Genomic DNA, 12,277 nt, shown 5'->3' with positions numbered 1-12,277 from the left:
AGTGTTCGTCCGCAGTCCTGGTGGCAAAGATCCTGAAGTAGCTGCCACATGATCAGGTACCTCGCCAAGCGCGGCATCACCTACGTCTTTATGATTTTCCTGACCACGTCTGCCGGTTATTTCCTGGCGGTCAGTTCCCTCAAGCCGGCCCTCCTCGAGCAGGAGCGGATTCCCCGTCCCGCACCCGAGCAGGTTGCCAACTCCATGCGCCTGAAAGGCCTGGACCCGGACCTCAGCCCGTGGGAGCGCTACGTTGAGTGGCTCACCGGGATCGTGACCCGCTGGGACTGGGGACGCAGCCCCAACGGCGCCTTCATCAACGCTGAATTCGGGGACCGCGTCTGGATCTCCACCCGGCTCTTCCTCGCATCCATCGTCCTGACCCTCGTCATCGGCGTCGCTCTTGGGGTGTACTCGGCGGCCCGGCAGTACAAGTTCCAGGACCGGGTGATCACCTCCTACAGCTACCTCGCGTACATCGTGCCCGCCCCCATTGCCTACTTCCTGGTGCAGCTCGGTGCCATCAACATCAACGAGACCGTCGGGGAGCGCATCTTCTTCGTGACTGGGATCTCCACGCCGGGCATGCAACCCGGGTTGGCGCAGTTTGTGGACATGGTGGCCCACTATGCAGTTCCTACCATCGCCATCACGCTCGTCGGCTGGGGTTCGTACCAGATCGCGCAGCGGCAGTATCTGCTGGACAACGTCAATGCGGACTTCGTCCGGACGGCACGGGCCAAGGGGCTCACCCGGAACCAGGCCATCACCCGGCACGCCCTCCGGGTTTCCTTCATCCCGGTCGCCCAAAGCATCGCCTTCACCATCCCGGCCATCTTCGCCGGCGGCTTCTTCGCCGAGAAGATCTTCGCCTGGCCCGGAGTGGGGTCCTGGAGCATTGACGCCATCTCGCTGCAGGATGTGAATGCGGCCACGGCCACCCTCGCCTACGGCTCGGTCATCTTCGCCCTGGGCGCCATCCTCGCCGACTTCGCCACCACGCTTGTTGACCCGAGAGTGAGGGTGCAGTAGCCATGACCAACCTCAACGCCGTTGATCCGGCAGCCGTGGCGCAGGACGCGCACCTCGAAAATGCCGATGTGGTGATCGCCAAATCAACCATCATTTTCCGCCGTTTTATGCGGAACAAAACTGCCGTCGCCGGGCTGGCGGTTTTCCTGGGCCTGACCATCTTCTCCTTCGTCGGCGGGTTCTTCACTCCTTGGGACAAGGAGACCATCGACCCCTTCAATATCGGCATGCCGCCTTCCGGCGACCACTTCCTGGGCACGTCGCAGGCCGGCATCGACCTCTACGCCATGACTGTCGAAGGCACCAGGATCTCCATCCTGATCGGCCTGGTTGTGGGCCTCGTGTCCGTCCTGGTCGCCGCGGTCTACGGCTGCACCATGGCCTATTTCGGCGGAAAAGTGGACAAGGTGATGCTCTTCGTCCTGGAGGCCCTCATCATGATGCCCGCCCTGCTGGTGGTGGCAGTGGCCACCAGCGGCGGAGGGGACGGCCTGAAGAAGAACCTCCCCAGCTGGCTCCTGCTGATCATCGTGCTCCTGGTGTTCAGCTGGATGGGGACCGCCCGGCTTATCCGCTCGATGTCCATGTCGCTGATGCAGCGGGACTTCGTCAAGGCGGCCCAGTACATGGGCGTCCCGCCGCGCCGCATCGTGTGGCGGCACCTGGTCCCCAACATCGGGTCGCTGCTGGTCCTGGACATCACCCGCGGCGTGACCGGGGCCATCCTGGCCGAAGTGGCGTTCTCCTTCATCGGCATCGGCATCAAGGTGCCGGATGTGAGCCTCGGCGTGCTGATTGGCGGCGCCACGTCCCAGGTCCAGACCTTCCCCTGGATGTTCTGGGTCCCGCTCACCGTGATGTTCCTGCTCACGGGGTCCCTGGCCATGATGAACGATGGCCTGCGTGACGCCTTCGACCCGAGCTCCAGTTCGGTTGGCCGGGCCAAAAAGAACAACGCAGAGAAGAAGAGCAAATGAGCACCTTCCTTGAACCGGCTGACCCGGCCCCCACAGCGTCCGAGCGGCTCCACATCGTGGGTCTCCACTCGCCGTCGGACGCTGTCCTGTCCGTCCGGGACCTGAACGTCAGCTTCAACTCCGAAAACGGGGCTGTGCAAGCCGTTCGGGGCGTCGACTTCGACCTGATGCCCGGCAAAACACTGGGAATCGTGGGGGAGTCCGGGTCCGGCAAGTCGGTGACATCGCTGGCCATCATGGGCCTGCTGCCCGCCACTGCCGAGATCTCCGGCTCGGTCAGGCTCAATGGCAAGGAACTGCTGGGCCTCAGCGACAAAGCCATGTGTGCCTACCGCGGCAACGACATCGCCATGGTGTTCCAGGACCCGCTGTCCTCCCTCACCCCGGTGTACACGGTGGGAACCCAGATCACTGAGGCCCTCACCATCCACAACCCGGGCATGAGCAACGCGGCGAAGGAAACCCGCGCCGTCGAACTCCTGGCGATGGTGGGCATTCCCAGCCCCAGGAACAGGCTCAGGGCCTTTCCTCACGAGTTCTCCGGCGGCATGCGCCAGCGCGTGATGATCGCCATCGCCATCGCCAACAACCCGCGCGTACTGATCGCGGATGAGCCGACGACGGCCCTGGACGTCACCATCCAGGCCCAGGTGCTTGAGGTGCTGCATACGGCGCAGGAGGAAACTGGCGCCGCCGTCGTGATGATCACGCACGATCTGGGCGTGGTGGCGGGCATCGCCGACGACATCATGGTGATGTACGCCGGTAAGCCGGTGGAAACCGGCAGCGTGGATGACATCTACTACGATCCCCGGATGCCCTACACGATGGGGCTGCTCGGGGCAGTGCCCCGAGTGGACGTCGCGGAGAAATCCTCGCTGGTCCCCATCGACGGCATCCCGCCAAACCTCCTCCACACCCCCACCGGCTGCTCCTTCGCGCCGCGGTGCCCGCTGGTGACCGATGCCTGCCTGGACGGCGAGCCCTCCTTGGACCCGGTTCCGGGAAGTGGCTACCACCAGGCGGCGTGCATCAAATCCGGTTCCCTCGGCGCGGACGTGGATGTCCATGAGATCTTTTCCGCCCCGCCCGTCCCGGTCTCCCGCTTTGACCTCATCCCCCGCGGAGAACGCTCAACCGTGCTGGAACTCAAGGATGTCCGCAAGCACTTTCCGCTGACCAAAGGCGCGCTGCTCAAGCGGCGCATCGGTACGGTGAAGGCCGTGGACGGCCTGAGCTTCGACATCCGCGAAGGTGAGTGCTTCTCGATCGTGGGGGAGTCCGGATCCGGCAAAACCACCACCCTGCTGGAAATCATGGAGTTCCACAAGGACCAGGACGGCGAGGTGATCATCGGCGGCATCAGCAACAAGCAAGCCGCCGACACCAAGACCAAAAGCGCCATGCGCAGGGAAATGCAGATGGTTTTCCAGGATCCCACCGGCGCCCTTGACCCCCGCTTCACTGTCTACGAGGTCCTGGCCGAGCCGCTCCAGAACGCCGGACTCAGCAAGCCGGCCATCAAGAAACGCATCATGGAACTCATGAAACTGGTGGGCCTGCAGCCGGACCACGTCAACCGGTTCCCCAACCAGTTCTCCGGCGGCCAGCGGCAGCGCGTCGGCATCGCCCGGGCCCTGGCCGTGAACCCCAAGCTGGTGGTCCTGGACGAGCCGGTGTCCGCGCTGGATGTCTCCGTCCAGGCCGGCGTCATCAACCTCTTGGACAAGCTCCGCGCGGAGCTTGGCCTCAGCTACCTGATGGTGGCCCATGATCTCTCCGTGGTCCGCCACATCTCCAACCGGGTGGCGGTGATGTACCTGGGCAAGATCGTGGAGATCGGTGAGGTTGACCGGGTGTTCGACAACCCCCGCCACCCGTATACGCGCGCCCTGCTGTCTGCGATCCCGGTCCCGGACCCGCAGTTCGAGCGCACACGGGAGCGGATCATCCTCCAAGGGGACCTGCCGTCCCCGTTGGATGCCCCGAAGGGCTGCAATTTCGCTACGCGCTGCCCCGTCTTCGCGGCGCTTCCCGCTGCGAAGCAGGAGCAGTGCCTGACCCTGGAGCCCCCACTCGAGGCCGTGCAGCCTTCCCCGGCGGTGCAGGTTTTGGAGGCCGGCCCGGTGCCCGCGCCGGATCAGCAGTTCGCCTGCTTCTTCCCGGATGGCGAACTGGACGAGCACATGCTGGTGGTCCACGGGACGGCGGAACCCCATGCACCCTAGATTTTTTCGACCCATCACAAGCACCACCCGCACCTATGAAGGGAAAACCATGAGGAATCTGACCAAGATCGGCGGCGCAGCGGCCATTGCCGCAGCCCTGACGCTGACGGCCTGCGGCGGTGGAGGAACACCCACCGGACCGGAAACCGCCAAGGGGCAGGGGACGGGCAGCGATCTGGCCAAGCTCATCAGCATCAATGAGAAGCCAGCCGGGGATCTTGAGCCCGGGGGCAAGGTCACCCTGCCGCTTGGCAGCATCGGGCCGGACTTCAACGGGTTCTCCAACAACGGCAACAGTGCGGACAACTCCGCCCTGCAGATCCCCATGAACCCGGTGGCTGTGAACAGCGGCGGCATCGGCGGCTGCTGGAAGATCGACTTCGTCGGCAAGGCAACACCGAACAAGGACTTCTGCGAGTCCGTGGAGAGCAAGGTGGTGGACGGCAAGCAGACCGTCACCATCAAGGTCAACCCCAAAGCCACCTACAACGACGGCACGCCGATCGATGTCAAGGCCTTCCAGAACACCTGGAACATCCTCAAGAGCCCGGATGCCGGCTACGACATCGTGACCTCCGGGGCCTACGAGTTCGTTGAGTCGGTTGAGGCCGGCAGCAGCGACAAGGAAGTCATCGTCAAGACCACCCAGCCGGTCTACCCGCTGGATGCGCTCTTCTTCGGCCTGATCCACCCTGCGGTGAACACGCCTGAACTCTTCAACGAGGGCTTCAACGGCGAAATGCACCCCGAGTGGATGGCCGGACCGTTCAAGCTGGACCAGTACGACACCGCAGCCAAGACGGTGACGCTGGTGCCCAACGACAAGTGGTGGGGCACCAAGCCGGTCCTGGCAAGCGTCGTCTTCCGCCAACTGGAGACCAGCGCACAGATCGCTGCTTTCAAGAACGGCGAGATCGACGCCATGTCAGCCAACACCATCTCGCTGTACAAGCAGCTTGAGGGCACCAAGGACTCCGAGGTCCGCCGTGGCCAGCGCCTCTTCGCCGGTGGCATGAACATCAATGCCCAGAAGATCACCGACGTCGCCGTCCGCGAGGCCATCTTCGCCGCCGTCGACCGCGAAGCCCTCCGCAAGGTCCGCTTCAATGGCCTGAACTGGGAAGAGCCCAGCTCCGGTTCCATGATGGTCCTGCCGTTCTCGGACTACTACCAGGACAACTACCCGGTGAAGGAAACCGGCGCGGACGTTGCCAAGAAGGTCCTGACCGACGCCGGCTATACGCCCAACGCCGCCGGCATCATGGAGAAGGACGGCAAGCCCGCCGCCTTCAAGATCAGCAACTTCGGTGACGACCCCACCACCCTTGCCTTCACCCAGACCCTGCAGAAGCAGCTCCAGGCCGGGGGCATGGACGTTGGCATTGACCAGCGTGCCTCCGCCGACTTCGGCAAGGTCCTGGGTGCACGTGAGTTCGACATGAGCGTCTCCGGCTACACCGTCGGCCCGGACGCCACGGATGCCGTCAAGCAGTACTACGACTCCAAGGTCAACGAAAACGGTCTTGGCGACGCCGAGCTGGACAAGAAGATCGCCGATCTCGCCTCCATCGAGGACAACGCCGAGCGCAACAAGGCAGCCATGGAGGTTGAAAAGGAGCACATGGCCAAGTACTTCTCCATGGGTGTTGTGATGAACGGCCCGCAGATCTCCTTCGTCCGTACCGGCCTGGCCAACTACGGCCCGTCCCTGTTCCAGAGCCTCTCCCAGGTTCCGGACTGGTCCACCCTGGGCTGGATCAAGAAGTAACATTTCCTGACTGAATCAGCTCTTCACGGCGAAGGCCGGCACAACCCGCGAACCGGGAAGGGCCGGCCTTCGTCGTATTGCGATATCAGGGCCGGCGTGGCGGTAACTTTGCTCTATGACCTGGACTGAACCCGAACGCCGTATCCGCACCGCCGTCGTCGGCTATGGACTCTCAGGGAGCGTTTTCCACGCGCCGCTGATCGCGGCGGACCCCCGCTACGCGTTGGACATGATCGCGACGTCCGACGCCGGCCGGCAGGCTGCCGCGACGGAGCGGTACCCCGGCACCAAAACAGTGCCCGACGGCGATGCGGTCCTTGCGCTCGCCAGTGACCTTGATCTTGTGGTGCTGGGGACCCCGCCGGCCACGCACTTCCCGCTGGCGAAGGCCGCCCTGGAGGCCGGCCTCGACGTCGTCGTCGACAAGCCGTTCGCGGTCCGATCTGCCGAGGGTCAGGAACTGATCGCCCTCGCGGAGCGGCTGGGCCGGGTGCTCACGGTCTTCCAGAACCGGCGTTGGGACGGCGATTTCCTCACGGTCCGGAAATTGCTGGCCGGCGAAGCCTTGGGTGCCGTGACCCGCTTTGAGTCCAGCTTCGAGCGCTGGTCCCCTGACATCTCCAAGGCGTGGAAAGCCAGCGCCACGGCGGCGGACGGCGGCGGCGTGCTGTTCGACCTGGGCACGCACCTTATCGACCAGGCGCTTTTGCTTTTCGGTCCAGCCGCCGTGGCCCACGCGGAACTGCAGGCGCGGCGTCCGCACGAGAAGGTGGACGATGACGTTTTCCTGGTGCTCAACCACGAGTCCGGGGTGACCAGCCACCTGAGCATGAACATGCTTTGCGCCCAGCAGGGCCCGCGCTTCCGCATTCTCGGATCCACTGGCGCGTTCACCAAGCACGGGATCGACCCGCAGGAACCGTACATCGTCGCCGGCGGCAGCCCGCTGGACACTGAATACGGCGTTGAGGCACCGGAATGGGCAGGAGCCCTGGGCCGCGACGGCCACCTCGATCCGCTGCCCACGGAACGAGGTGCCTACCCCGAGTTCTACCGGCTCCTGGCAGCCAAGATCGACGACGGCGGAACTGCCTCCGCGCTGCCGCTCCCGGTAGACCCGGCAGACGCCGTCGAGGTGCTGAAGATTATCGAATCAGCCCGGGCTTACGAAACCGCCGGCTATTGAAATTGCGTGAGGTGAGTCACTAGGGTCTCTTGTTGCGGGTGTTACCGAATTGTTGGGCAGGTGTAGCCGGAAGGATCCGAGGCAAACAGCCGTCAGGATGGTGATCGATTGACTCTTGCCAGCGGCACCTGCGATCGCGTGGTGCCGCTGGCAGAATTGGAGCAACACCATGCAAAGATTCACCACGTTTGTGGCGCCAATCGGGGCATTGGCCCTCGCCATTGGCCTTTCGACCGCCGCGGCTCCTGCGGCGTTGTCGGCCAATGGGCACTCTGTCCAAGCCGGAGTGCAAGAAACTGTCCAAGCCGGAACCCAAACCTACATCGTCCTGTACAAGGCCAACGGGGTTTCCGGCAGGTCGCTTGCGGCAGTGCGGGACGCTGGCGGCACCGTGGTGCAGGCCTATCCGCAGATCGGTGTGGCCATCGTAAAGTCGGACCGCGGCGGCTTTGATGCGGCCCTGCGCGCAGCAGATTCTTCCGTTCAGGGGGCCGCTTCCACAGCGGGCTTCGCCGTGGCTGTCGAAGACGACAACTCCGGTGCGGCTGTGGCGGCCATAGCACCCGGCGCCCCGGCGCCCGGCGATGACAACCTGGCCGCACTCCAATGGGATATGGACCAGATCCAGGCCCCGGCGGCGCGGGCCATCAACGGCGGCAGCACCTCGGTGGTGGTGGGTAACATCGACACCGGCCTGGACTACACGCACCCGGACCTTGCCCCGAACGTTGACTTCTCCAGGAGCGTTTCCTGCGTTGGCGGCGTCCCGAACACGGATCCGGCGGCCTGGATGGATAACAACGGCCACGGCACCCACACGGCCGGCACCATCGCCGCCGCGAAGAACGACATCGGCATGGTGGGCGTTGCGCCCAACGTAAAGATTGCCGGGATCAAGGCCGGCGACGACGACGGATTCTTCTACCCCGAGGCCGTGGTCTGCGCCTTCATGTGGGCAGGATCGAACGGTATCCAGGTCACCAACAACAGCTACTTTGCCGATCCCTGGCTCTTCAACTGCAAGAATGACCCCACCCAGCGGGCCATCTGGGAAGCCGAGCGCCGGGCCATCAAGTTTGCCCAGCAAAACGGCACCACAATTCTGGCCTCGGCAGGCAATCAGTCAGACGACCTGGCTCATCCCACCCAGGATGTCACCAGCCCGGATGACACCACCCCGGTCACGCGCGACATCACCAACGCCTGCGCCGTGGTTCCGGTGGAAGTTCCCGGCGTGATCGGCGTCAGCGCCAACGGCAACAAGCTGATCAAATCGTTCTACTCCAGCTACGGTGTGGGCGCCGTCAGCGTGATCGCGCCTGGTGGAGACTCGATCCTGCAGCGGACGGCGGCCGCCACTAACGGCCGCGTGCTCTCCGCTTGGCCGTCCGCCGCACCGTGCGCCCGTCCGGTGGTGGACTCGGGCGCCACGTACTGCTACCTGCAAGGCACATCGATGGCCGGACCTCACGTTGCCGGTGTCGCGGCGCTGGTGGTCAGCACCGGAGTCAGCAACCCGGGCACCGTGGCATCGCGGATCAACACCACCGCCGACAAGATGGACTGCCCGGCGGACATGAGTGTGTACGCCCCGTTCCCTGCAACGGACAACGGCGCACCTCAGGTGTGCCAGGGCGGTGCCGGCTACAACGGGTTCAACGGCCACGGCCAGGTGAACGCCCTCCGCGCGATCGGCGGCTGACGCGGGCGCCTGACGCACAACCACTGATGCGCAACGAGTAAAGTACGACGGCGGGTCCCCGGTTTCGCTAGGAAGCCGGGGACCCGCCGTCGTTCTCGCCTATTTTGAATCGGTTGCTCCGTAAGTGCCGTTCTGAGCGTTCAAAAGGGCACTTGTGGAGCAATCGATGGGGTTCTTACGCGGAAACCAGTTCGTGCCAGTCCGAAACGAGGGGCAGGTTGTGCGCCTCGGAGACCGAGCGGTGAGCAACCTTGCCACCGGCGATGTTCAGGCCGGCGGCGAGGGACGGGTCGCGGTCGAATGCGGCCTTGACGCCCAGGTTGGCCAGGGCCACGGCGTAGCGCAGGGTGACGTTGGTCAGCGCGTAGGTGGAGGTGTTCGGGACGGCGCCCGGCATGTTGGCAACGCAGTAGAAGATCGTGTTGTGGACCTTGTACGTCGGTTCCTGGTGTGTGGTGGGGTGCGTGTCCTCGAAGCAGCCGCCCTGGTCCACCGCGATGTCCACGAGCACGGAGCCGGGCTTCATCCGGGAGACGAGCTCGTTGGTGACCAGCTTGGGTGCCTTGGCGCCCGGGATCAGCACGGAGCCGATGACGAGGTCGGCGTCGACGACGGACTTCTCGATCTCGTAGGAGTTGGAGGCAACCGTCTTGAGTCGGCCCTGGTACTGGGCATCCAGTTCGCGCAGGCGGTTGATGTTGATGTCCAGGATGGTCACGTCGGCCCCGAGGCCAAGGGCCATCGCTGCGGCGTTGGTGCCGGCAACACCGGCGCCCAGGACAACCACCTTGGCCGGGCGGACGCCCGGTACACCGCCGAGCAACACGCCCTTGCCGCCGGCCGGAGCCATCAGCGAGGTGGCGCCCACCTGCACGGACAGTCGCCCGGCAACCTCGGACATGGGGGCCAGTAGCGGCAGCGTTCGGCCTTCCTGCACGGTCTCATACGCGATGGCGGTGACGCCGGAGTTGATGAGCGCCTGCGTCAGTTCCGGCTCCGCGGCGAGGTGGAGGTAGGTGAAGAGGATCAGGCCCTTGCGGAAGCGGTGGTACTCGGCCTTGATGGGTTCCTTGACCTTCATGACCATGTCGGCGCGGTCCCAGACGTCATCGGCCTCGGCGACGATTTCGGCGCCGGCGATCGCGTATTCCTCGTCCGTGATCCCTGAGCCCAAGCCTGCGCCGCGTTCCACCAGGACCGTGTGGCCGTAGGTGCGGAATTCGTGAACGCCAGCAGCTGTGATGGCGACGCGGAATTCGTTGTTCTTGATCTCTTTGGGGACACCGATGATCATTTGTGGCTCCATATTCTCAGGCCGGGGTAGGCCCGAAATTGCGGGGAAGGTTGTGATTCCAGAATAAATCCGGCTGTGACTCAGCTGACAGGAAGGCGGGGTCTAGGGCATTCAACCTCCGCGTCATTCCGGGAATTTTTGGTTTCATGGATCGACATATGTACAGCGGGAGAGCGTCAGGTGTCGCCTGCTGTTCGTTCGCCCGGATGCCTGCCGGAGCAGTATGGTTACCCCATGCAGCAGGACGTGGAACAACTGGTGGAGCAGGTGGCGCAGAAGCTTGGCCGGGGACTGTCGCTGGAGGACCTGGACGGCCTGCTGCTCGCTTACAGTTCCAACCAGTCCCATGCCGACCGGGTCCGGGTGAACTTCCTGTTGAGCAAGCGGGTCCCGGCCGATGTCAGCGCCTGGCAGCTTTCCCACGGCATCGCCACGGCGGTCCGCCCGGTAGCGATTCCCGCTAATCAGGAGCTGGGGATGCTGGGCCGGGTGTGTGTTCCGTTGATGGTGCGCGGTTTCCGCGTCGGCTACCTCTGGGTGCAGCAGGACTCGGCAGAGGAAAATCCGACGGCGATCCTCTCCCAGTTGCCCGACGTAGCCCCGGAGATCGAGCGGCTTTCCGGCCTGCTGCTGGATTCCAACACCGCCGAGTCCGAGTTCCGGCGGGGCCGCGAACGCGAGTTCCTGGCCGCCTGTTCCGGCGAGGCCAACGCGGTGGCCGCCGTGGCGGGCTGGAAGGAAATCCAGGGGAGGGGGCCGTGGCAGATGGTCACAGTGCTCGACGCTGATGGCTGGGCCGGCGGGCCGGACCCCATCGCCTCCACCTTGATCCACCGGTCAGCCGCACTGCAGGCCACGGTGGGAGTGGACGTGGCGCTGTTCAGCGCCGGGACGGAAACCCATTCCGTGGTGCTGTTCCGTGAGTCTGTGGGCCGGGCCAACCATGCCCAGGTGCTGGTTCACTACCAGCTGGAGCTGGCCAAACGTTCGGGCCGGCCGGTGCACCGCATCATCCTGGGCATCAGCGAGGGTTTTACCAAGCCACGGGGGCTTGCCGAGGCATACCGGCAGTCCAAGCAGGCGGCTCAGGCGGCGGCCGTGGACCCCCAGCTGGGCGAACTGGTGGACTGCCGCGCCACCGGGGTGTACCAGCTGCTGGCCTCGGCAGGCGGGGGAGCCGGCGCCTGGGCTGACTCCGGGTCCGTTTATGTGCGGATGCTGGAGGACCACGACCGCAACGATGAGCTACTCCCGGTACTGGAGCTCATCTATGACAACGACGGCTCAGTCCAGGACGTGGCCACCAAACTCCACCTGCACCGCAGCAGCATCTACAACCGGCTGGGCCGCATCCGGCAGCTCCTGGGCGTTGATCCGCTGAGGGGGATGCCCCGGCTCGAACTCCATGCGGCACTGAAAATGCGGCGCTGGGCGGCGCGCCCGCGGATCTAGCCCACCCCTGAGCCAGCCCCCTAGGAGTGCGCTGAACCAAAACCCGCGGATCCAGCGGCTCTGGTCCACCGCCTCCGCGGATCAAGCGCGCCGGAATTAAGCCACGCCTCGTGAGACCTAGGCCTGTTCTGGCGGCTGTTGCTGCCCGTTGGTCTTTTGCCGGTCCAGCCAGGCCATGATCGCCGCCAGCCTGATCCGGCGGTGCGTGCCACGGTATTCCACGGGGATCTCGCCGCGATCGGTCATGTTGCGCAGGTACGTGTGGGAAATCCCGGCGAGTTCGGCAGCCTGTGAGGTGGTGAGCATTTCCTCCACGCTGCTGACGGTCACCGCTTCGCCGCGGCTAAGCCGAGCGAGCAGGTCCACGACGGCGTCCCTCGCTTCACCCGGGAGACGGTGGACGGTGCCGTCCACGAACACGGTGATGTCGTTGCTGTCCCGGAGGGAACGCGCGAGGTTCAGGGCGTCGTCGGCGGGTAGGCCAGCCGTGACGCGTGGAGCTATGAGTGCCATGCCAGAAGCCTAACCCGAGCACTTCCTGGCCTGATCCGATCCGGGCCTTGCCTAGCCAGACCCCCGCCCCCGCCCGCGCTTCCGGAGGATTCTGCTCAATCATTCCGATCCACGCGAAGGCAGGC

At 64.8% G+C, this 12,277-nt stretch carries 9 protein-coding genes; 7 read left to right on the top strand and 2 right to left on the bottom strand.

Going from position 1 to position 12,277, the window contains the following annotated elements; translation table 11 throughout:
• Window positions 1-48 precede the first annotated feature (48 nt).
• From ACVWY0_RS11660 to ACVWY0_RS11635, 6 genes are all read left to right on the top strand, one after another.
• Window positions 49-1,032 carry an ABC transporter permease gene (locus ACVWY0_RS11660; protein ID WP_485836833.1) on the top strand — a complete coding sequence of 328 codons (984 nt, stop codon included), beginning with the start codon at window positions 49-51 and terminating at the stop codon, window positions 1,030-1,032.
• Window positions 1,033-1,034: 2 nt separating this feature from the next.
• Window positions 1,035-2,009, top strand: a complete 975-nt coding sequence (locus ACVWY0_RS11655; RefSeq protein ID WP_485836832.1) for an ABC transporter permease — start codon at window positions 1,035-1,037, stop codon at window positions 2,007-2,009.
• The gene (locus ACVWY0_RS11650) at window positions 2,006-4,237 is read left to right on the top strand and encodes an ABC transporter ATP-binding protein (protein ID WP_485836831.1); all 2,232 of its coding nucleotides are present in this window, start codon (window positions 2,006-2,008) and stop codon (window positions 4,235-4,237) included. The genes ACVWY0_RS11655 and ACVWY0_RS11650 overlap by 4 nt, the downstream gene beginning before the upstream one ends.
• 49 nt (window positions 4,238-4,286) lie before the next feature.
• Complete coding sequence (locus tag ACVWY0_RS11645) at window positions 4,287-6,005, top strand: ABC transporter family substrate-binding protein (RefSeq protein WP_485836830.1); 1,719 nt, start codon at window positions 4,287-4,289, stop codon at window positions 6,003-6,005.
• A 115-nt stretch (window positions 6,006-6,120) separates the two neighbouring features.
• Entirely contained in the window at window positions 6,121-7,191 is a 1,071-nt protein-coding gene (locus ACVWY0_RS11640; protein WP_485836829.1) for a Gfo/Idh/MocA family protein, read from the top strand.
• A gap of 169 nt (window positions 7,192-7,360) precedes the next feature.
• Window positions 7,361-8,893 (top strand): S8 family peptidase, encoded by a 1,533-nt coding sequence (locus tag ACVWY0_RS11635; protein WP_485836828.1) that lies wholly within the window; start codon window positions 7,361-7,363, stop codon window positions 8,891-8,893.
• Between the two features lie 175 nt (window positions 8,894-9,068).
• Here the strand turns inward: ACVWY0_RS11635 and ald are convergent, their stop codons facing one another.
• Entirely contained in the window at window positions 9,069-10,187 is a 1,119-nt protein-coding gene (ald, locus tag ACVWY0_RS11630; RefSeq protein ID WP_485836827.1) for an alanine dehydrogenase, read from the bottom strand.
• A 234-nt stretch (window positions 10,188-10,421) separates the two neighbouring features.
• Here ald and ACVWY0_RS11625 point away from each other — a divergent pair, with 234 nt between their 5' ends.
• Entirely contained in the window at window positions 10,422-11,639 is a 1,218-nt protein-coding gene (locus tag ACVWY0_RS11625) for a PucR family transcriptional regulator (RefSeq protein WP_485836826.1), read from the top strand.
• A 117-nt stretch (window positions 11,640-11,756) separates the two neighbouring features.
• On the opposite strand, the gene ACVWY0_RS11620 is transcribed toward ACVWY0_RS11625, so the two are convergent.
• Window positions 11,757-12,152, bottom strand: coding sequence for a helix-turn-helix domain-containing protein (locus tag ACVWY0_RS11620; protein ID WP_485836825.1), 396 nt, complete (start codon window positions 12,150-12,152; stop codon window positions 11,757-11,759).
• Between the last annotated feature and the right edge of the window lie 125 nt (window positions 12,153-12,277).

Source organism: Arthrobacter sp. UYNi723 (genome assembly GCF_054057635.1).
This window is presented reverse-complemented; position numbering and strand designations above follow the sequence as displayed.

Bases quoted from the DNA above. Each gene is read 5' to 3' on its own strand.
- ACVWY0_RS11660 (WP_485836833.1), top strand. From the start codon at position 49: ATGATCAGGTACCTCGCCAAGCGCGGCATCACCTACGTCTTTATGATT.
- ACVWY0_RS11655 (WP_485836832.1), top strand. From the start codon at position 1,035: ATGACCAACCTCAACGCCGTTGATCCGGCAGCCGTGGCGCAGGACGCG.
- ACVWY0_RS11650 (WP_485836831.1), top strand. From the start codon at position 2,006: ATGAGCACCTTCCTTGAACCGGCTGACCCGGCCCCCACAGCGTCCGAG.
- ACVWY0_RS11645 (WP_485836830.1), top strand. From the start codon at position 4,287: ATGAGGAATCTGACCAAGATCGGCGGCGCAGCGGCCATTGCCGCAGCC.
- ACVWY0_RS11640 (WP_485836829.1), top strand. From the start codon at position 6,121: ATGACCTGGACTGAACCCGAACGCCGTATCCGCACCGCCGTCGTCGGC.
- ACVWY0_RS11635 (WP_485836828.1), top strand. From the start codon at position 7,361: ATGCAAAGATTCACCACGTTTGTGGCGCCAATCGGGGCATTGGCCCTC.
- ald (WP_485836827.1), bottom strand. From the start codon at position 10,187: ATGATCATCGGTGTCCCCAAAGAGATCAAGAACAACGAATTCCGCGTC.
- ACVWY0_RS11625 (WP_485836826.1), top strand. From the start codon at position 10,422: ATGCAGCAGGACGTGGAACAACTGGTGGAGCAGGTGGCGCAGAAGCTT.
- ACVWY0_RS11620 (WP_485836825.1), bottom strand. From the start codon at position 12,152: ATGGCACTCATAGCTCCACGCGTCACGGCTGGCCTACCCGCCGACGAC.